The following is a 17,730-nucleotide window of genomic DNA, read 5'->3' as shown; positions in this document are numbered from 1 at the left end:
GACGATTTTATGAAAAGAAGCCGCACCCCAAATTCGGAGTACGGCTTCTGTATTATTTAATCTTCTTTTGCACCTTTTCAATCAATTCATCTTCTGTCAGGGCAGCCACCGGACGGTTGTTCACGAAGGCAAAGGATTTCTTGCGCCCCGGTCCACAGTAGGACTGGCACCCAATTTCGATTTTTGCATCTGGATCAACCTTTTTTAATTTTGGCAGCAATGTTTTTAAGTTTGTGGCTTGACAGTCGTCACATACCCTAAATTCATTCGACATGACCGTCTATCCTTTCTTACCAAAAAATTAGCCCCTAAAAATGCAGGACTATTGGACCTAAAGCGTATTGTATCACTCACACATTCGTGTTTGCAAGAAGGATGTACAGTCTATAAGGCAACGAAAAAATCTAGTAACCTGTATAAAAACTCTCTTATATGCCCATGCTAGAACCATAATTTGCAAATTTATTTTTTATAAGGGAGTTGTAGACATGAAAGTTAGACAAGATGCGTGGACAGAAGAAAACGACTTGCTGCTGGCTGAGACCGTATTAAGGCATGTCCGGGAAGGCAGCACGCAATTAAATGCATTTGATGAGGTCGGCGACAAGCTGAACCGGACGGCAGCAGCCTGCGGATTCCGCTGGAACGCGGTAGTTCGCCATAATTACGAGAAAGCCCTGCAATTGGCCCGCAAGCAGCGAAAACAACGCCAGCGTCTGCTAGGAAAGGACCAAGGCGGCAAGAAAAAAATTCTCTATCAACCACCTGTGCCATCCCTAAGAGATTTCGAGACGGTCACGACAGCCATGGAAGATGAATTAATGGATGTCGAACCAACGGTCCATGAAGAACCTATTACAGCTCAAGAGCCAATCATTGAGCAGCCAAGCTTCTTCCCGATGGTGAATGACTATCAGCAGCAAGAGATCACCATGGCAGACGTTATTTCCTTCCTGCAAACATACGACGGAGACAGCCTGAAAATTCAAGCCTTGCAATCTGAAAATGATCGTTTAAAGCTTGAAATGCGTGATTTAAAGGAGAGAAACCGGGAGCTCCAGCATAAGCTTGATAATGTACAAGAGAACACACATACGATCCAGGAAGACTATGAAACACTCATGAACATCATGAATCGTGCCCGTAAGCTTGCCCTTCTTGAAGAAGAAGAGCGCCAAGCAACGAAATTCAAGATGGACCGCAACGGAAATCTTGAGAAAATTGCCGAATAAACCCCTTCAAACCAGTTCCGATTCTGTGAACTGGTTTTTATTTTGGGGGCAAAAAAAAGATAAGGACAGTGACTGCCCTTATCCTCAAATGCCAAGCTTCTCATTTCGCTCTTGTATTCTCTCTAAATACGACTCATAAACAGGACGTTCTTCCCCGCTTAATCCCCCGCTCACAAGTTCATCAGAGAAACTCTTGATTGATTGGAGGAAGCGTCCGACTACATCCTCTACTGTGAGATTGACCTCCAAAAGCTCGGAAAGGGAGGCCATCACAGCAGGATTAACCTCTGGATAGACAAATTTCGTCTCCTCTCCTCCGCGCGCCCGTGCATAAAATTCCTTAATGAGTGCAGCACGGTCTGCCGCATTTCCGCACACATCCAAATAAATTTGCACAGCAACTCCCCCGCGGATTCTTCGCTGGGAAATGCCAGCGAACTTCTTGCCATGAATGCTTAGATCATAGCTTCCCGGACAATACGAGCCGACAATCTCACCCGCCTCAATCTCTTGATCAAAATCACGGAACATGTGGCAAATGAGCTCCCACATCGCATCATACCCTTTGTTGATGCCAATCTTCCCATTCTCCTCCGGGAAAACGAGTGTCAGGTTAAGGACCCCCTCATCAAGCACGACAGCAAGGCCGCCAGAGTTGCGGACTATGCAGTCATAGTCTTGACTATGCACATAATCAATCCCCTTTTGCAAATACGGAAGCCGCCCATCCTGAATGCCCATGACGACTGTTTTCTTATGAACCCATGCTCTTGCCACAGCCGGAGACAGCCCGCCGCCTACAGCTGCGCATAGTGTATCATCTGTCGCGAACGAATCAATCGCCCGCACATAGAGTCCTGATGTGCTATGGTCAATGATTCTCCATGTACCTTGTCTTAACAAGCTCATCCTTCTCTTCCCTTCAAAAAAACGGCGTCTGCTGGAAATTGAGACGCCGTTCTTGTTCGTTCTTCTATTCTAGATTATCTTATCGAGCCAAGCTTTGAGAAGCCGTAATCAACGCAAGATTGTAGACATCCTCTGCATTACATCCGCGGGAAAGGTCGTTAACCGGTGCATTCAACCCTTGAAGGATTGGACCAACCGCCTCGAATCCGCCTAAACGTTGTGCAATCTTGTAGCCGATGTTACCTGCTTCAAGACTTGGGAATACGAATACATTCGCTGTTCCTTGTAATGGAGAGTTAGGTGCTTTCGCAGCCGCAACAGATGGAACGATCGCTGCATCAAATTGCATTTCTCCATCCACGATCATTTGCGGATCCATTTCATTCACAAGCTTCACGGCATCTGCCACTTTTGTTGTTTCTTCAGATACAGCAGAACCAACTGTAGAGAAGCTTAGCATAGCCACACGCGGGTCAAGGTCGAACATGCGTGCAGTACGCGCACTCTCAACAGCGATTTCCGCAAGGTCTTGGCTGTCAGGAGCAATATTGATTGCGCAATCCGCGAATACATATTTCTCATCGCCCTTAACCATGATGAAGACACCAGAAGTTTTCTTCACGCCTGGTTTTGTCTTGATGATTTGAAGCGCTGGACGAACCGTATCAGCTGTTGAGTGGGCCGCACCGCTGACAAGACCGTCTGCTTTATTTAAGTACACAAGCATTGTACCGAAGTAGTTCTCATCTAATAGAATTTGGCGCGCTTGCTCTTCTGTCACTTTCCCTTTACGGCGCTCAACAAAAGCCGCTACCAATTCATCCATCATTATATAATTAGCCGGATCGTAGATTTCCATGTTCTCAACAGAAACCCCCATATCACTAGCCTTTGCAGTAATTTGTTCAATATTCCCGATTAAAACAGGCACAACTGTCTTATCAGCAGCCAATCTGCCAGCTGCTTCTAAAATACGTTCGTCCAACCCTTCTGGGAATACGATACGCAAGTTATGGCCGGAAACCTTTTCTTGTAAAGTTGTAAATAAATTACTCATCTTCCTTATGTCCTCCTCTAAATGTAACTCTACTTAGGATACTACTATCGTACCTGATTTGTCATTTAGGTTTCTCTACTTTTTTACTGGAAACGCATACAAATCCTTTCTTCACTAATTTGACACAAACGCGAAAAGAGAAAATATTGGAATCATTATGATATATTAAGGAAAGAAATCAACGAAATACTAGTAGGAGATGATTGAACAATGAGTGAAGCAGCAAAAACTTTGGACGGCTGGTACTGCCTGCACGACTTCCGCACAATCGACTGGGCAACATGGAAAATGGTACCCGCCGACGAGCGTACTGCCGCCGTCAAAGAATTCCTCGACCTTGTCGAAAAATGGAACAAAACGCAAGCTGACCAACAAGGCAGTCATGCTCTCTATACAATCGTCGGACAAAAGGCCGACTTCATGTTGATGCTCTTGCGCCCAACCATGGAAGAACTGAACGAAATCGAAACAGAATTCAACAAAACCAAACTCGCCGACTTCACAATTCCAGCACACTCATACGTATCCGTTGTGGAACTAAGCAACTACATGGCGAAAGACTCTGACGAAGACCCTTACCAAAATCCACATGTCCGTGCTCGTCTATACCCAATTTTGCCGAAAGCTAAGCACATCTGCTTCTACCCAATGGACAAACGCCGCCAAGGCAACGACAACTGGTACATGCTCTCTATGGAAGAACGCCGGAAGCTTATGTACTCCCACGGCATGATTGGCCGCCAATATGCAGGCAAAGTTAAACAAATCATCAGCGGCTCCGTCGGCTTCGATGACTACGAATGGGGCGTAACTCTCTTCGCAGACGATGTGCTCCAATTCAAAAAACTCGTCTACGAAATGCGCTTCGACGAAGTCAGCGCCCGCTACGGCGAATTCGGCTCCTTCTTTGTCGGCAATCTGCTAGATGAAGAAAAAGTCGGCAGCTTTTTGAATGTTTGATAGGAATGAATTTGAGGCACCCGCTTTTTGAGCGGGTGTTTTTTTGTTGGGATGGAGAAGGAGGGGCAAGTTTTGGACACCCTTCATACCTCTTGCATGGGCATTGGGTGGGCTTTCTCTGACGATGGCCACCTTTGGAACCACCCTTTGTCCACCCTTCACACCCTTTGCATGGGCATTGGGTGGGCTTTCTCTGACGATGGCCACCTTTGACCCACCCTTTGTCCATCCTTCATACCCTTTGCATGGGCATTGGGTGGATCTTCTCTGACGATGGTCACCTTTGACCCACCCTTTGTCCACCCTTTATACCCTTTGCATGGGCATAGGGTGGACCTTCTCTGACGATGACCACCTTTGACCCACCCTTTGTCCACCCTTTATACCCTTTGCATGGGCATTGGGTGGACCTTCTCTGACGATGACCACCTTTGACCCACCCTTTGTCCATCCTTTATACCTCTTGCATGGGCATAGGGTGGGCTTTCTTTGACGATGGCCACCTTTGGACCACCCTTTGTCCATCCTTCACACCCTTTGCATGGGCATTGGGTGGGCTTTCTTTGACGATGGCCACCTTTGACCCACCCTTTGTCCATCCTTCACACCCTTTGCATGGGCAAAAGGTGGACATTCCCTGGGCATTGCCACGCTCTTCCCATCCTTTGACCACACTTTACACCTCTTGCATGGGAAAAGAGTGGGCTTCCCCTGGGCATTGCCACGCTCTTCCCATCCTTTGACCACACTTTACACCTCTTGTATGGGAAAAGAGTGGGCTTCCCCTGGGCATTGCCACGCTCTTCCCATCCTTTGACCACACTTTACACCTCTTGCATGGGCAAAAGATGGACATTCCCTGGGCATTGCCACGCTTCTCCCATTTCTTCCCCACCCTTCACTCCTCTTGCAAGAAGCACAGAAAAGAGTGCCTATACACCCCCCTCCGCACTTTTTTATCATAAGCCGGTCTCCTCTTGCATAATTTTCATTAGTGAGCATGCCTTTTTTTCTTTAAGAAATTGACTTCATCATACTTAGATCATCAGAAAAGAGGTGCTTCGAGACTTGGCTGTTATCCAGTACACTGAGGAAGATGTTAAGTTGCTCGCCCGGTTGATGAGGGCTGAGGCAGAGGGTGAGGGTGAACTTGGGATGCTGATGGTGGGGAATGTGGGAGTGAACAGGGTCCGGGGTGAATGCTTGGATTTTGTGAATATCCGATCGATTCCGCAGATGGTTTTTCAGAATCCTGGGGGGTTTGAGGCGACACAGAAGGGTTATTTTTACCAACGGGCCCGAGAGAGTGATATTCGTTTGGCGAGAAGGGTGATTAATGGGGAGCGGTTTCATCCGGCTACGTATTCGCTTTGGTTTTTCAGGCCGGAGGGCAGTTGTCCTTCCCAGTGGTATGGTCAGTATAATTCTGGTCGTTATAAGAACCATTGCTTTTTTGCTCCTGTCGAGTCCGAGTGCCCGACTGTTTTTGATTAATAATTGTGATAAAAGGAGGATTCATTTATGCAACAACCCGGTTCACCATCTTATGGGGGAGGCGGTCCTTTTAACGGAGGATACCAAGTTCCTTACAATCCTTATATGGCCCAGCAGAACGGGGCACCGAGGCAACAGCAGCAGCCTCCTAGCGGGTATCCGCAGCAGGGGCAGATACCGCAGATGTCTCAGATGCCTCCGTCTGGTTCTCCGTTCCAGACATCGCCGGCGCCAAATGCCGGCGGGTCTGCCAGCCCGCCTACTGAGCAGCAGTCATATATTGAGAATATTTTGCGCTTGAATAAGGGAAAATTGGCTTCGGTGTTTATGACGTTTGAGGGTGCGAAGGAGAATAATACGAAGCTGTTTAAGGGGATTATTGAGGCAGCCGGCCGCGATCATTTGATTTTGAGTGATCCGCAGACGGGAATGCGTTATTTGCTTCCGCTGATTTACTTGGATTATGTGTCCTTTGATGAGGAGATTGAGTATGCACCAGAGTTCGGAGGCCTTCCGAGGTAGCATTCGGAGGGGTCTGAAGATATAGACAAGGGCACCTTCCTCACAGAGGAGGGTGCCCTTTCCTTCTTAGCTGTATTTGTAAACAGCGACAATCATTAATACCCAGGATGCGATGAAGGCGATGCCTCCGAGCGGCGTGATCATTCCGAGCTTCGAGATACCGCTCACACTTAGGATGTATAGGCTTCCGGAGAAGAGAATGATACCCGCGAGCATGACCCATCCGGACCAGCTTAGTAATTGATGTGAGGATAGATGATTCCATAGTAGGCCGATGGCGAGCAGGCCTCCTGCATGAAACATTTGATACTGGACACCTGTTTGCCAGGTTTCTAGATATTTGTCTGCTATTTTCCCCTCAAGGCCATGGGCGCCAAATGCTCCTAGTGCCACGGCCAATGCTGCGTTGATTGCAGCGATGATGATGAATGTCTTCACCTGCTTTTCTCCCCTTTGTCAATAGTCTAGAAGTCAAATAATGAATCACCATTTGCGTCTTCCATGCGAACTGGCTGTTCGTTTGGAAGTGAGATGGTTTTTGGCTGTGTGATTGGCTGCTGGACGATTGGACGATAGCTCTCTTGTACAGGAGCTGACCGACGCTGTTCTGGTGCGAGCATGAGCTCCATGAGGCTTTTTGCCGCGATTATGTAGCCCTTTTGCTCTTCTCCGCTTGTTTGTTTGGCCTTCCGAATGAGCTCTTCTGCTTTCGAAAGGACGGCTTCTGTTGTAATTTCCATGCACTCACCCCCGCTTCGTTTTCATCATACCATAGGAGGGTTCTGCGGCGCATTTGGAAGGGACCAGTCTATTTCGCCGCGGCCGTCTGCTTTAAGGAGCTCATTGGTTTTGGAGAAAGGCTTGCTTCCGAAGAAGCCGCGATGAGCGGAGAACGGGCTAGGATGGGCAGCTGTCAGGACGTGATGCTTCTTCGTATCAATCAGCGTTAACTTGGATTGAGCAGGCTTTCCCCATAATAGGAATACGACGGGCTTCTCTTTTTCATTAAGTGACTGTATGACGGTATCTGTGAAGGTTTCCCAGCCTCGGCCTTTGTGGGAATTGGCTTCTCCCTTCCGAACGGTGAGTACGGTGTTCAAGAGAAGCACGCCTTCATCGGCCCAACTCTTCAAATAGCCATCAGCTGGTATTGGCAGTCCGAGGTCACTGTGCAGCTCCTTGAACATATTGCGCAGCGACGGCGGCACCTTGACCCCCGGCTGGACAGAGAAGCTTAGGCCATGTGCTTGATTTGGCCCATGGTAGGGGTCCTGTCCAAGCAGAACGACCTTCACTTGTTCATAACTCGTGTAATGTAGCGCATTGAAGATATCCTCTTTTTTTGGATAAATGCTCTTATTCTCATATTCTTCTTTTAGAAATTGGCGAAGTTCAAGGTAATAGGGCTTCTCAAATTCTTTCTCGAGTACACTCTGCCAATCATTTTGGAAAATTGGTTTTTTCATTTTCATCATCTCCCCTGCTATCTTACTAAATACGTTACGCCCGATTCTACCCTTGATGTTTACCCCAATGTTCTCCGGGATATATACATAGTGTGGAAACAATGTTAACAGATACCAAAACACAAGGAGGACGATTTGATGTATTCCGTACATGTTGTAGAAAATTCGGTACAAGCAAAAGCTAAAATAGAGCAATTAGTGGCAGAAGGCTACTCTAAAGATCATGTTTATGTATTTGCGCACGATAAAGATTTTTCGAAGGACTTAACAGATGCAACTGATTCTGGCTCTGTCGGGTTGAAGGAAACCGGCCTTTTCGAAACAGTCGGCAACCTATTCAAATCCCGCGGTGATGAGTTGCGCAGCAAATTCATGTCACTCGGACTTTCTGAAATGGAAGCAGGCCAATACGAGGAAGAATTGGATAACCATAAAGTTGTCGTTGTAGCCTCCAACCAAACCGATGACACGAACAACACAAAAGTTATGTAATGTGCGCAGAGGATGAACATTTTCTATATAAAAGAGCTCCAGGCTATTGGTCTGGAGCTCTTTCTATGTCAGCCGAGAATACGCTGATAAAGCGATTTCGCCTCCTGAATATCCTTTGTCTCATGGATAAGGGCCCGGCCATCTTCAAAGAGGACCATCCTCTTTCCCTCCCCTTGAATGTTGAGCAAAAAGGCATTTCCATCAACCTGATAGCCGCCTTGGATCAGCTGGCGGGCAAGGATGGAAAAGTTCAGCTTCATCCTTTGCGGCGGACGGACTTGGACGGTATCCCGCCCACATAAAACGGCTGTCTTGGTCACATTATCCCGCTTAAGGAAAGGATATTCGGGATTGCTCCCACAAGATAGACAGCTATCCTTCTTCATTTTCCTCGTCTTAAATTGCTGGTAATCATTCTTCCATAGGTCAAAAAAGACGAGGCCTTCGCGAACCGCCCCATAATCCTCTACAAGAATCTTCAGTGCCTCCGCCATTTGATGGGCAGCTGCCATTTGGACAGCCGGGCTGATGATGCCGCCCGTGTCACAGGTCAGCCCTTGTACGGGCACGGCTTTGAGGAGGCAATTGAGGCAAGGGGTCTTCCCTGGAAGAATGGCGAGACACATTCCTGTACTGCCGACACATGCTCCGTATACCCAAGGGGTGTGATGCTTTTGAGACAGATCGTTGATGATCATTCTAGTCTCAAAATTATCCGTCGCATCGAGAATTAAGTCTGCCTCCTTAACCAATGGTTCCATCACTTCAGGTGTGGCATCCGTTACGATCGACTCAATCCTGACAGATTGGTTCACCCTTTCCAAGCGCCTCCTTGCCGCCTCTGCCTTAGGCAGGCTCTCCTCGGCATCCTGTTCTGTATAAAGCTGCTGACGCTGCAGATTGCTGTACTCTACATAATCTCGGTCTACAATGGTCAGCGACTGAATACCTGCACGGACCAGCATTTCCGAGAGGGCTGAACCAAGCGCCCCAGCCCCAATGATGAGCACATGCTTCTTGCCAAGCTTCTCTTGGCCTGTCTGCCCGACTTGCGGGAACAGCAGCTGCCTTGAATAGCGTTCCATCCTGCTCATCCTCCGCTTACCGGCGGGATGAAGGCGACTGTATCCAAGTCATGCAGGATGGTTTCATCCTCTGTAAATTCCTCATTCACAGCGGTCATCGCCCCATCGAGCGTTATGGAATGACGCTCCATGAGCAAGGCCTTCAATTCAGCGATGGTCTTGCCGGCTGCATCGACCTGTTCTGATTCACGCTTTGCGGCTTCTTTTAAACTGGCAAAGTATAAGATTTTAATCATTTACTCTCCCCCTCCTCCGGCCTTCCGGCTGGGTAACTCACCGTCTCAAGCTGATTGCCTACCCATTCCTCGCCGTTTTCCCAATGCTCTTTTTTCCAGATTGGCACAATTTCCTTAATTCGTTCAATGGCATAACGATTCGCCTCATAGGCATCATGGCGGTGAGGTGTAGAGACAGCAATAACGACAGCAATATCACTAATGTCCAGTTTGCCGGTCCGGTGTGTGATTGCGACATCTGCTCCCATCCATTTTTGTTGAATCTCGTGTCCAATCTGGGCAAGCTTCTTGACTGCCATTGCTTCATAAGCTTCATAGATTAAGTATAGGGTCTTCTTTCCGTTCGTCAGCTCCCTGACCGTCCCGACGAAAAGAGTGACAGCCCCGGCTTCCCGCTTAATGACCTTATTCATGACCTCATTCACATTAATTGGTTCATCAGTCAGCTGAAATTTCATGACCTTCCCCCTTATGTATCCTTTTCATCCATTCATAGTCCTGCATCGTATTCATATTGAAGAAACAGCGTGGATTCTCTTCTTCTACGATTTTTGCCCTTGCTGCATCAAGCAGGGAATCCATGCGCCTTTGCCCGGCATCGAGTGCATACTGCACATGAGGAAGGAGGGATTTATGATAGGCTGCGCATAAAGGATGAAGCCGACCTTTCGTCCGCGGAACAGCTAGCTCATATTGATCTAGATAGCGCAGCAGCCGTTCCCCTGTCCCAGCCTTGAAAAAGGGCAAGTCACAGGCAATCAGAAGATTATGCTCTGTAGCTGAAGCGGTCAATCCGGCCTCCAGTCCAGCAAGGGGTCCCATTCCCGCACGCAAGTCTCTGACATGTGGCAGATGGAGGAATTCATACACTTCAGGCTCATTTGTGACAAGCAGCAGCTCGCCGCCTATCCGGCCTGCCTCCTTCGCGATGCGTGAAATAACGGTCTCCCCTTCTATTGGAAGAAGCGCCTTATTCGTTCCCATCCGACTTGATTGGCCCCCAGCCAAAAGGATGATTGTTCGGTTCATTTGCCACTCCCCCTTTTACCACCTGTTATTTACCCCATCTCCTCTTCCTTAAATCTGACATGAGTGGCTCTTATTGACAAATTATATCATTCTCATCCCCGCTCCCGCGGAAATATAATCATGCAAGCAGACAATTCGTTTCCATTGAATGGAAGGTATATAATATTAGACAAGATTGAGGTGCATCGCCTTTTATTTTGATATATATTTAAATGTATACGTAAAAGCTTGATGTACTTGAGGGAGGAAAGAAAACTCATGAGTTTAAAAAAGGCGTTAACGATTGCCGGGTCTGATAGCAGCGGCGGTGCTGGGCTTCAGGCTGACTTGAAAACATTTCAGGAATTAGGCGTATATGGGATGACCGCTGTCACTTCCATCGTTGCCATGGATCCGAAAAACAACTGGTCCCATAATGTATTTCCAATAGAAACATCCGTTGTTGAAGCACAGCTTGATACGATTCTTTCGACTGGCATCGATGCCATGAAAACAGGCATGCTCGGCTCTGTGGAGATCATTGAGCTCGCAGCTAAAAAAATCAAGGAATACGGCCTTGATAAAGTCGTTATCGACCCTGTTATGGTCTGCAAAGGAACGGATGAGGTCTTGATGCCGGAAAACACGGTTGCGATGCGTGAATTGCTTCTTCCGCTGGCAACTGTGGTGACACCGAACTTATTTGAGGCTTGGCAGCTATCCGGCCTCGGACCGATCACGACTGTTGAAGAAATGCAGCGTGCAGCTGAAATCATCCATGACCAAGGAGCGAAATACGTCTTGATCAAAGGCGGCACAAAACTTGAGGGTCAGGATAAAGCCATTGACTTAGTCTACGATGGCCAAAACTTCACCATCCTAGAATCTGAGAAGATCCAAACAACTTATACACACGGAGCAGGCTGCACAACAGCAGCAGCCATTACAGCTGAATTAGCAAAAGGCAAATCCGTTGAAGAGGCGCTTGAAACTGCGAAGAACTTCATCTCCGCCGCGATAGAGCACGGCTGGAAGCTGAATGAATTTGTTGGACCTGTTATGCATGGGGCCTATCGGACATTTAAATAATGGCCTGACTTGAAAAGCTGCCGGCGCGATTGTCTCCGGCAGCTTCTTTATTCCTTCGGTTCTTCTTTCGCAATTTAATACGCTATTTAGTATGATGGAGTAAAACACTAGGATTACTTTAGATATAAACCAGGAGGTAGTATCATGAAGCCAATAGATCTTCTCGATGCTCAAGCATCCCTGCAAACATTTGCCGGTCATCCTATATACCTGCATTTAGAAACAACGAACGGGGCCTATGCATCCCATAATGACGAATCCTTTTTCTCAGCGGGCGCTTTCATCCGCAATGTCGCCATCACGTTTGAGGAAGGAAAAATTATCGGCGACGGCCCGTACCGCGCAGGACTGCGGATGGAAAACGGCTGGGTTTATGCTGAGGGCATCACCCATTATGAAATCGATGAGTTCGGCCGCTTGCTCATGGCAGGCCTTGATCATCAAGGGCGTTTAGCCGTTGCCTTTGAACTGAGCAATACCCCATTTGACAAGTAAGGAGTTGTGAATAATGGAAACTGAGAGACATGTACTGGTAATCTTCCCTCATCCAGATGATGAAGCCTTTGGAGTGTCTGGGACCATTGCCTCCTATACAAAAAATAACACACCTGTCACCTATATTTGCCTGACACTCGGTGAAATGGGACGTAATCTAGGAAACCCTCCATTTGCCACAAGGGAATCACTCCCGAATATTCGGAGACAGGAATTGATGGATGCTGCTAATGTGATGGGCATTCAGGACCTGCGCATGTGGGGGCTCCGTGACAAAACGGTCGAGTTCGAGAATGAAGAAGCGCTGGCTAACCGCATTCGTGCAGCCATTGAGGAAGTGAACCCATCCTTGATCATTACGTTCTATCCAGGATTCAGCGTTCATCCGGACCATGAGGCAACAGGCCGGGCTGTCGTCCGTGCAGTCGGCTCAATGGATAAAGCCAACCGTCCGAAGCTTTATTGTGTGGCGTTCTCCAATAATCATCAAGAGTTGCTCGGCAAGCCTGATGTTGTTCACTTTATCCAGGATGTCATTGAAACAAAGCTTGCGGCCATTGCGGCACACCGCTCTCAAACGGAAGCAATGATGGCCTCATGGCCTGCCCTACTGGAGCAGAAGAATGAGGAGCTTGAAAGCCGCTTATTCTATGAGCGATTTTACGAATATAAGTGGGCTGAGGACATACGCTAGTATATCCTTAGTCATTTCATTAAAAGAGGATAGATGAGCCCAATCAAAAAAAATTGGCTCTATCTATCCTCTCCTTCATTGCATTCGATTTTCCACCAGGTTCATCCAATTCAAATCTGCCTCTAAATGCAATAATGTACCCGTGATCAATAAATATCTATTTTCATCCCCTTGGATAAGCCATTCCGTTTTTAATTTGGTTAATTCCATTACTTCCTTGATAATCATCGCCTTTTGCTGTTCAATCATTTTCTTCTCCTGCTCAAAGTGAATTCTTCGAGCGCAGCTCCATTTAAAGAAGAAATCCTCTTTCGTCGTATGATAAGGAACAGGTTCTAGCAGCCATTTTTCTAACTCGACTTTGCCCTTTGACGTTAACTCGAACATTTTTCTTTCTTGATTATCCATTCCTGGTGATGTGACAAGCTCATCACGGATGAGACGGTCAAGCGTCGTATAAATTTGGCCCGGGTTTATTTTCCCTTTAATCCCAAGAAGGGTATCCAATTCAATCTTCAATTCGTAGCCATGATGTTTTTCCTGAAATAACAATGTCAAAATTCCGTATTTCACCGACATTTTTTTATCAACCTTCTTTGAGTGATGATGGGATATCCATATTACTTGCACTTCTGCTAGAAGTCCATGCCGCACAAAGGCTTAGCAATACTCCTGAAATCATTGCTAGTATAACGTTACTTACGGGTAATTGGAAAGTTAAAAAGCCCTCCATAAATTCAGATTTACTCGTTACATAAATCAGAATCGTCCCTGCGGCAATTCCGCCAATCACACCAGATAACCCAATAAGCATGCCTTCAGCTACGATCATCTTTATGACCTGCGGCTTCGTAAAGCCAAGCGCCCTCATCGTTCCAATCTCGTAGATTCGTTCTAATGTATTCATCAAAAGCGTATTCGCTGTCCCAATACTCGCTAACCCAATCACGAAAACCAGCATCACTAATAACAGTTCATTCATACCTGCAACAGCTGACACAGTCGATTCAATTTCCTCATCTACCGTTTGTACTTTGCCAAGATGGGCACCAAAATCATTCCACAGCTGGTCTCTTAATGAATCATTCGCTGCATTGTTTACGGAAAGCAGCAGATCAAAGGGATGGGTCCACCCAAATTCATTACGAAGGAATTTCTCATCCATAAAGGCAGCATACCCTGTATAATGAGCTGTTTTGACAGCACCAATTACCTCAAACTCTTGTTCACCAGAGGGCGTATTCATCTGTATCCTTTGCCCTATACGGCCGCCCCACTCATCGAAAGCACGATTTCCGAGCAGGACAGCTCGTTTCTGCCCCAGTTCCTTATATAAATCCTTCTCCTCCGGATGTTCAAATAAGGATGGGCCATCTTCGCTTACAGCAAAAACAGAGAATTGCCTGCTCCCTCCATTTATGGTTTCCCATGTAATTGGAGTAGCTTCCATTAACGGTTCAACAGCTGTGACAGATTCATAGGCAGCAAGCTTTGCTTGATCTTCAGCAGACCATGGTGCTTCAGATGTTACTTTTACATCTCCTCCATATGTGTTTCTGATCTCTTTCCCTAATGCTTCAGGTGCTGACTCCACAGCTGCACCGAGCAATAACATGACGGAAATGCCCACAGCAAGAATAGCAGCCGTATTAGCATTTCGATTGAGCTGGCCCAGCAGGTTCTTAACGGCCATTAATCCAGCATACTGAAAGAGAAGCTGTAAAATCGGCCTCAATACGTACGTGACAGCGATTAGTAGAAAAGGAAATAACATAATGATGCTCGCTGTAATCGCCAGATAGGAAATCGGATGGTCCACAAATACAAAGCCTAGAAGACTAAGACCAATAATCGCCCTGATAATGGACTGTCTTGATGATGGTTGGGGTTGGTTCGCTGTTTTTAATGTCAGTAGAATGGAAGTCTTCCCTGCGTAATAAATAGGAAAAAGGGAAAAAACAATCGGAAACAAGCATCCAATAATGGCAGCTGTGATGGCTGGTCCTATCCAATTTAAGCTGTAAACCATATCAAACTTAAATACACTCAGAAGGGCTTGCATGAATAAATCTCCGAGCCATATGCCAAGCGGGACACCAATGGCTGTTCCAATCAATGCCAGAAGGGAAATTTCCATTAGAATGAGCTTAGACACCGTACTCTGGACATATCCCAGGCTTTTCATGATGGCAAATTCCTTCTTCCTTTCCATCACACTTGTATAAATCATATTAAATACGATAAAGCCGCTAATAAACATGGCTAGAACACCAATCAAATAAAAGAATGTGTAAAGTCCTTCTATATTGTTGCTTTGGAGCGTATCCGCAACGACTGGCTGCACATATGCGTAATTGTCACGGAATTCCTCCTGAAGAGATTGAAAAAGGATGTCTCCATCGCCATTCGTTTGATAGCGTACATATGAAACGGCATCATCCATTCCTGTCCACTCTCTTAATTGTTCCAGCGGTGCCATTACCCGAAAACTAGTTGATTCAGCACCTTCCCAATCGCTAGGACTTGCAAGCAGCTGTGTGTATTCAACGATTGCCGATACCTTCGCTTCACCCATATCAGCAAAACGAACCGTATCACCTACCCCCTTCCCCAATAGTTCAGCAACAGGAGCAGGCAAGATAACCCCTTCATTATCCAGGCTTCCTTCAATGACCGGCAGCTCCAGCAATGAACTGTTCTGGTCGCTCACACCTGTAATACGGACAGACCGTTCATTCAAGGAATGATCATCATCCAGTTCAAAGAAAGCTTGCTTATCAAGCGCGAGTAATACATCTTTAACAGAGGGATGATCCTGAATGGACGAAACCAGCTTTTCTGAGTAGGTATGCTCGTCACTTAAAATCCAATAATCCGCATTGGCCACATACATCTGCTCATAATAATCGAACACATCATTTGTTGTTTTATCCGCTATTAACATAGAGGTGACAAAAGAGGTTCCTAGAATAATCGCCAGCAAAGTAAGAAAAAACCGTTTTTTGTTTTGTGTACTATTACGCCATGAAATTTGCCAAATACTTAGCATAGTCATCATCCTTTCTAGAAATGACCTGATCTACCGCCCCATCTCTGAAAAGGATGATTCGATCGGCAAAGCCTGCTGCGAAAAGATCATGGGTAACCATCATAATGGTCTGCTTTTTTTCGCGGTGAAAAGTGGATAATAACCGCAATATGTCCTCTGCCCTTCCTCTGTCTAAGTTCCCAGTCGGTTCATCAGCTAATAACACGGCCGGATTATTAACAAGTGCTCTAGCTATGGCTACTCGCTGTTGCTGCCCCCCGCTAAGGAGATTGGCCTGTTTACGATTCAGCCCTGTCAAACCTACAGATTGAATCAAATCCTGAATCATTCCCATCTTATCCTTCGTTAATTTCCCGTCAGCATGAAGAGGGAAAGCAATATTTTCTTCCACCGTCAGTGTCGGCAGCAATTGATAATTTTGAAAAACAAATCCTACATATTTGCGGCGAAAGATTGTCCTTTCCTTTTCATTCATCTTATTTAAGGGGTTCTGTTTAATCTCTATATCCCCGCTTGTTGGCACATCAAGCCCCCCCAACAATTGAAGCAAGGTACTTTTCCCAGAACCGCTTGGCCCCATAATGGCAACAAATTCCCCTTCTTCTATATGTAAATCAACCCCTCTTAGTACGCGTGTGCTCTCTTGTCCCTGCAAAAACTCCTTTGTTACTTGCTGCACCCGAATCATTCTATCATCCCCTCATTGTTTTGTTTATTTTTACCATTATATACTTAGTATATAGTTATTTGTAGAGGACTATTTAATCAATTACAGATATATTAAGGTTTTACTCAAATGAAAATAAAATAACACCCTTAATATATACATACTTTGTATATATAAAAGAGTGTTAATCCAAACTTCTGTCCTTTCAACTCATATCGCTCTCTTAAAACAAAAAAATCCGCCAGGCTTAGATGAGCCTAGCGGTCCAAAAAGGGGGGGATACTTTGGAAAACTTCATTGCCTTTATAATTTAACCAATTTTCCCCAGTGTTATACCTATATCTGATTATTTTTTTGAAACCATATAGCGGTAGATGGCATGGGCCACGCCGTCTTCTTTGTTTGATAAGGTTGTATCCTTGCAGATCCCCTTAATATCGTCGGACGCATTCCCCATCGCAATCGAGAGACCCGCTTTTTCGAACATAGAGACATCATTCAAGTTATCCCCGATTGCAATGGTTTCTTCAAGTGGTATGCTTAGTTTATTCAATAATGCCTCAAGGGCCGTTCCCTTCGAGGTTCCGCGGTGGTTGATTTCAATATTCCCTTTAGCTGAGGATGTAATGGTTAGCCCATCGAATTTTGCGAGGGCTTCAGCTGCTGTACTGAGTTGATCTTTCTGTAGGGAAAATACTAAAATCTTAAAGACTTGCATATCCGGTTCCTTGATTAAGGCATGGTAATCTTTTGTTTCAAACAAGAACCCATATTCGATTCTTGCCAGCGCTCTCCTTCGTACATCCTCTCGGTCATGCTCGGGATTAGCGCTTAAAACGATATCCACGAGAGAATCAATGGCACGCTCTGGGTTCTTCGAGAATACACCGTGATTGGTATAAAGCTCGAAATATAATCCAGCCTCCTCTAAGAAGGTAATGGTACTTTCCAGCTCCTCAAATGAGATAGGATGAGAGACCAGAAGCTCTCCCTTTTGGTCATAAACCGCAGCACCATTCATACTAATAATTGGGCAGTTGAAGTTTATTTCATCCAAGGCCAGTCTTGCCTCCTTATAGGAACGGCCGGTTGCGATAATGACTTGTCCGCCCATCTCTCTTACTGCTTCAAGCGCTTTACGATTCTCATCACTGATTCGCTGATTTTCATTCAGCAATGTACCATCCATATCAGTTGCAATACATTTCATATCGTTTGGCTCCTCCTTCATTCAACATCCATGATTCTACTATGTCTTCTTTAAGTATATACCCT

22 protein-coding genes are annotated in these 17,730 nt (G+C 46.1%); 8 read left to right on the top strand and 14 right to left on the bottom strand.

The features are described from left to right. Positions 1 to 52 precede the first annotated feature (52 nt). Positions 53 to 274 carry a DUF1450 domain-containing protein gene (locus tag AC622_RS00435; protein ID WP_049669273.1) on the bottom strand — a complete coding sequence of 74 codons (222 nt, stop codon included), beginning with the start codon at positions 272 to 274 and terminating at the stop codon, positions 53 to 55. A gap of 214 nt (positions 275 to 488) precedes the next feature. Here AC622_RS00435 and AC622_RS00430 point away from each other — a divergent pair, with 214 nt between their 5' ends. Beyond that, the gene (locus AC622_RS00430) at positions 489 to 1,232 is read left to right on the top strand and encodes an RsfA family transcriptional regulator (protein ID WP_049669272.1); all 744 of its coding nucleotides are present in this window, start codon (positions 489 to 491) and stop codon (positions 1,230 to 1,232) included. Between the two features lie 84 nt (positions 1,233 to 1,316). Here the strand turns inward: AC622_RS00430 and AC622_RS00425 are convergent, their stop codons facing one another. Both AC622_RS00425 and pta read right to left on the bottom strand, forming a co-directional pair. Next, a complete protein-coding gene (locus tag AC622_RS00425) occupies positions 1,317 to 2,141 on the bottom strand; it encodes a lipoate--protein ligase family protein (protein WP_049669271.1) in 825 nt (274 codons plus the stop codon). A 79-nt stretch (positions 2,142 to 2,220) separates the two neighbouring features. Further along, on the bottom strand, positions 2,221 to 3,198 hold the full coding sequence (pta, locus tag AC622_RS00420) for a phosphate acetyltransferase (RefSeq protein ID WP_049669270.1): 978 nt from the start codon (positions 3,196 to 3,198) through the stop codon (positions 2,221 to 2,223). 210 nt (positions 3,199 to 3,408) lie between these two features. Between pta and hemQ the strand changes: the two genes are divergently transcribed. The 3 genes from hemQ to gerQ all read left to right on the top strand — a co-directional run bounded on the left by hemQ (position 3,409) and on the right by gerQ (position 6,174). Next, positions 3,409 to 4,158, top strand: coding sequence for a hydrogen peroxide-dependent heme synthase (hemQ, locus tag AC622_RS00415; protein ID WP_049669269.1), 750 nt, complete (start codon positions 3,409 to 3,411; stop codon positions 4,156 to 4,158). Positions 4,159 to 5,226: 1,068 nt separating this feature from the next. After that, positions 5,227 to 5,652, top strand: coding sequence for a cell wall hydrolase (locus AC622_RS00395; protein WP_049669265.1), 426 nt, complete (start codon positions 5,227 to 5,229; stop codon positions 5,650 to 5,652). A gap of 27 nt (positions 5,653 to 5,679) precedes the next feature. Then, positions 5,680 to 6,174 carry a spore coat protein GerQ gene (gene gerQ / locus AC622_RS00390; protein ID WP_053103693.1) on the top strand — a complete coding sequence of 165 codons (495 nt, stop codon included), beginning with the start codon at positions 5,680 to 5,682 and terminating at the stop codon, positions 6,172 to 6,174. 66 nt (positions 6,175 to 6,240) lie between these two features. Here the strand turns inward: gerQ and AC622_RS00385 are convergent, their stop codons facing one another. Genes AC622_RS00385 through AC622_RS00375 form a run of 3 tightly spaced genes read right to left on the bottom strand, consistent with a single transcriptional unit; the run spans position 6,241 to position 7,640 of the window. Further along, the gene (locus AC622_RS00385) at positions 6,241 to 6,612 is read right to left on the bottom strand and encodes a DUF423 domain-containing protein (RefSeq protein ID WP_049669264.1); all 372 of its coding nucleotides are present in this window, start codon (positions 6,610 to 6,612) and stop codon (positions 6,241 to 6,243) included. Between the two features lie 26 nt (positions 6,613 to 6,638). Then, positions 6,639 to 6,914 carry a DUF5327 family protein gene (locus AC622_RS00380; protein WP_049669263.1) on the bottom strand — a complete coding sequence of 92 codons (276 nt, stop codon included), beginning with the start codon at positions 6,912 to 6,914 and terminating at the stop codon, positions 6,639 to 6,641. Positions 6,915 to 6,938: 24 nt separating this feature from the next. Continuing rightward, entirely contained in the window at positions 6,939 to 7,640 is a 702-nt protein-coding gene (locus AC622_RS00375; RefSeq protein WP_049669262.1) for a uracil-DNA glycosylase, read from the bottom strand. Positions 7,641 to 7,778: 138 nt separating this feature from the next. Between AC622_RS00375 and AC622_RS00370 the strand changes: the two genes are divergently transcribed. Beyond that, a complete protein-coding gene (locus AC622_RS00370; RefSeq protein WP_049669261.1) occupies positions 7,779 to 8,132 on the top strand; it encodes a general stress protein in 354 nt (117 codons plus the stop codon). Positions 8,133 to 8,200: 68 nt separating this feature from the next. On the opposite strand, the gene AC622_RS00365 is transcribed toward AC622_RS00370, so the two are convergent. From AC622_RS00365 to mobA, 4 genes are read right to left on the bottom strand one after another with little or no spacing between them, the layout of a single operon-like run. Next, complete coding sequence (locus AC622_RS00365; protein WP_049669260.1) at positions 8,201 to 9,217, bottom strand: MoeB/ThiF family adenylyltransferase; 1,017 nt, start codon at positions 9,215 to 9,217, stop codon at positions 8,201 to 8,203. Positions 9,218 to 9,222: 5 nt separating this feature from the next. Beyond that, complete coding sequence (gene moaD, locus AC622_RS00360; protein WP_049669259.1) at positions 9,223 to 9,453, bottom strand: molybdopterin converting factor subunit 1; 231 nt, start codon at positions 9,451 to 9,453, stop codon at positions 9,223 to 9,225. Continuing rightward, positions 9,450 to 9,911, bottom strand: a complete 462-nt coding sequence (locus AC622_RS00355; RefSeq protein ID WP_049669258.1) for a molybdenum cofactor biosynthesis protein MoaE — start codon at positions 9,909 to 9,911, stop codon at positions 9,450 to 9,452. Before AC622_RS00355 ends, moaD begins: the two co-directional genes overlap by 4 nt. Next, complete coding sequence (gene mobA, locus AC622_RS00350) at positions 9,892 to 10,482, bottom strand: molybdenum cofactor guanylyltransferase (protein WP_053103692.1); 591 nt, start codon at positions 10,480 to 10,482, stop codon at positions 9,892 to 9,894. Before mobA ends, AC622_RS00355 begins: the two co-directional genes overlap by 20 nt. A gap of 258 nt (positions 10,483 to 10,740) precedes the next feature. Here mobA and pdxK point away from each other — a divergent pair, with 258 nt between their 5' ends. From pdxK to bshB2, 3 genes are all read left to right on the top strand, one after another. After that, complete coding sequence (gene pdxK / locus AC622_RS00345) at positions 10,741 to 11,550, top strand: pyridoxine/pyridoxal/pyridoxamine kinase (RefSeq protein ID WP_049669257.1); 810 nt, start codon at positions 10,741 to 10,743, stop codon at positions 11,548 to 11,550. Between the two features lie 144 nt (positions 11,551 to 11,694). Next, positions 11,695 to 12,045, top strand: coding sequence for a YojF family protein (locus AC622_RS00340; RefSeq protein WP_049669256.1), 351 nt, complete (start codon positions 11,695 to 11,697; stop codon positions 12,043 to 12,045). Positions 12,046 to 12,058: 13 nt separating this feature from the next. After that, a complete protein-coding gene (gene bshB2 / locus AC622_RS00335) occupies positions 12,059 to 12,739 on the top strand; it encodes a bacillithiol biosynthesis deacetylase BshB2 (RefSeq protein ID WP_049669255.1) in 681 nt (226 codons plus the stop codon). A 75-nt stretch (positions 12,740 to 12,814) separates the two neighbouring features. Here the strand turns inward: bshB2 and AC622_RS00330 are convergent, their stop codons facing one another. The 4 genes from AC622_RS00330 to AC622_RS00315 form a co-directional block, all read right to left on the bottom strand. Then, a complete protein-coding gene (locus AC622_RS00330) occupies positions 12,815 to 13,318 on the bottom strand; it encodes a PadR family transcriptional regulator (RefSeq protein WP_049669254.1) in 504 nt (167 codons plus the stop codon). 7 nt (positions 13,319 to 13,325) lie between these two features. Next, positions 13,326 to 15,788, bottom strand: coding sequence for an FtsX-like permease family protein (locus tag AC622_RS00325; protein WP_049669253.1), 2,463 nt, complete (start codon positions 15,786 to 15,788; stop codon positions 13,326 to 13,328). After that, the gene (locus AC622_RS00320) at positions 15,757 to 16,476 is read right to left on the bottom strand and encodes an ABC transporter ATP-binding protein (RefSeq protein ID WP_049669252.1); all 720 of its coding nucleotides are present in this window, start codon (positions 16,474 to 16,476) and stop codon (positions 15,757 to 15,759) included. Before AC622_RS00320 ends, AC622_RS00325 begins: the two co-directional genes overlap by 32 nt. A gap of 325 nt (positions 16,477 to 16,801) precedes the next feature. Next, a complete protein-coding gene (locus AC622_RS00315) occupies positions 16,802 to 17,665 on the bottom strand; it encodes a Cof-type HAD-IIB family hydrolase (RefSeq protein WP_049669251.1) in 864 nt (287 codons plus the stop codon). Positions 17,666 to 17,730: the final 65 nt, after the last annotated feature.

Origin of the sequence: Bacillus sp. FJAT-27916 (genome assembly GCF_001183965.1) — a bacterium.
Lineage (GTDB): Bacteria > Bacillota > Bacilli > Bacillales > Pradoshiaceae > Pradoshia.
Note: the sequence above shows the minus strand (reverse complement) of the source record. Positions and strands in the feature narration are given on the sequence as shown.

Coding starts and splice junctions, on each gene's coding strand:
- mobA (WP_053103692.1), bottom strand. CDS start 10,482: ATGAACCGAACAATCATCCTTTTGGCTGGGGGCCAATCAAGTCGGATG.
- AC622_RS00320 (WP_049669252.1), bottom strand. CDS start 16,476: ATGATTCGGGTGCAGCAAGTAACAAAGGAGTTTTTGCAGGGACAAGAG.
- AC622_RS00330 (WP_049669254.1), bottom strand. CDS start 13,318: ATGTCGGTGAAATACGGAATTTTGACATTGTTATTTCAGGAAAAACAT.
- AC622_RS00435 (WP_049669273.1), bottom strand. CDS start 274: ATGTCGAATGAATTTAGGGTATGTGACGACTGTCAAGCCACAAACTTA.
- AC622_RS00355 (WP_049669258.1), bottom strand. CDS start 9,911: ATGAAATTTCAGCTGACTGATGAACCAATTAATGTGAATGAGGTCATG.
- hemQ (WP_049669269.1), top strand. CDS start 3,409: ATGAGTGAAGCAGCAAAAACTTTGGACGGCTGGTACTGCCTGCACGAC.
- moaD (WP_049669259.1), bottom strand. CDS start 9,453: ATGATTAAAATCTTATACTTTGCCAGTTTAAAAGAAGCCGCAAAGCGT.
- AC622_RS00325 (WP_049669253.1), bottom strand. CDS start 15,788: ATGCTAAGTATTTGGCAAATTTCATGGCGTAATAGTACACAAAACAAA.
- AC622_RS00315 (WP_049669251.1), bottom strand. CDS start 17,665: ATGAAATGTATTGCAACTGATATGGATGGTACATTGCTGAATGAAAAT.
- AC622_RS00365 (WP_049669260.1), bottom strand. CDS start 9,217: ATGGAACGCTATTCAAGGCAGCTGCTGTTCCCGCAAGTCGGGCAGACA.
- AC622_RS00430 (WP_049669272.1), top strand. CDS start 489: ATGAAAGTTAGACAAGATGCGTGGACAGAAGAAAACGACTTGCTGCTG.
- AC622_RS00340 (WP_049669256.1), top strand. CDS start 11,695: ATGAAGCCAATAGATCTTCTCGATGCTCAAGCATCCCTGCAAACATTT.
- bshB2 (WP_049669255.1), top strand. CDS start 12,059: ATGGAAACTGAGAGACATGTACTGGTAATCTTCCCTCATCCAGATGAT.
- pdxK (WP_049669257.1), top strand. CDS start 10,741: ATGAGTTTAAAAAAGGCGTTAACGATTGCCGGGTCTGATAGCAGCGGC.
- AC622_RS00375 (WP_049669262.1), bottom strand. CDS start 7,640: ATGAAAAAACCAATTTTCCAAAATGATTGGCAGAGTGTACTCGAGAAA.
- AC622_RS00380 (WP_049669263.1), bottom strand. CDS start 6,914: ATGGAAATTACAACAGAAGCCGTCCTTTCGAAAGCAGAAGAGCTCATT.
- AC622_RS00370 (WP_049669261.1), top strand. CDS start 7,779: ATGTATTCCGTACATGTTGTAGAAAATTCGGTACAAGCAAAAGCTAAA.
- AC622_RS00425 (WP_049669271.1), bottom strand. CDS start 2,141: ATGAGCTTGTTAAGACAAGGTACATGGAGAATCATTGACCATAGCACA.
- pta (WP_049669270.1), bottom strand. CDS start 3,198: ATGAGTAATTTATTTACAACTTTACAAGAAAAGGTTTCCGGCCATAAC.
- gerQ (WP_053103693.1), top strand. CDS start 5,680: ATGCAACAACCCGGTTCACCATCTTATGGGGGAGGCGGTCCTTTTAAC.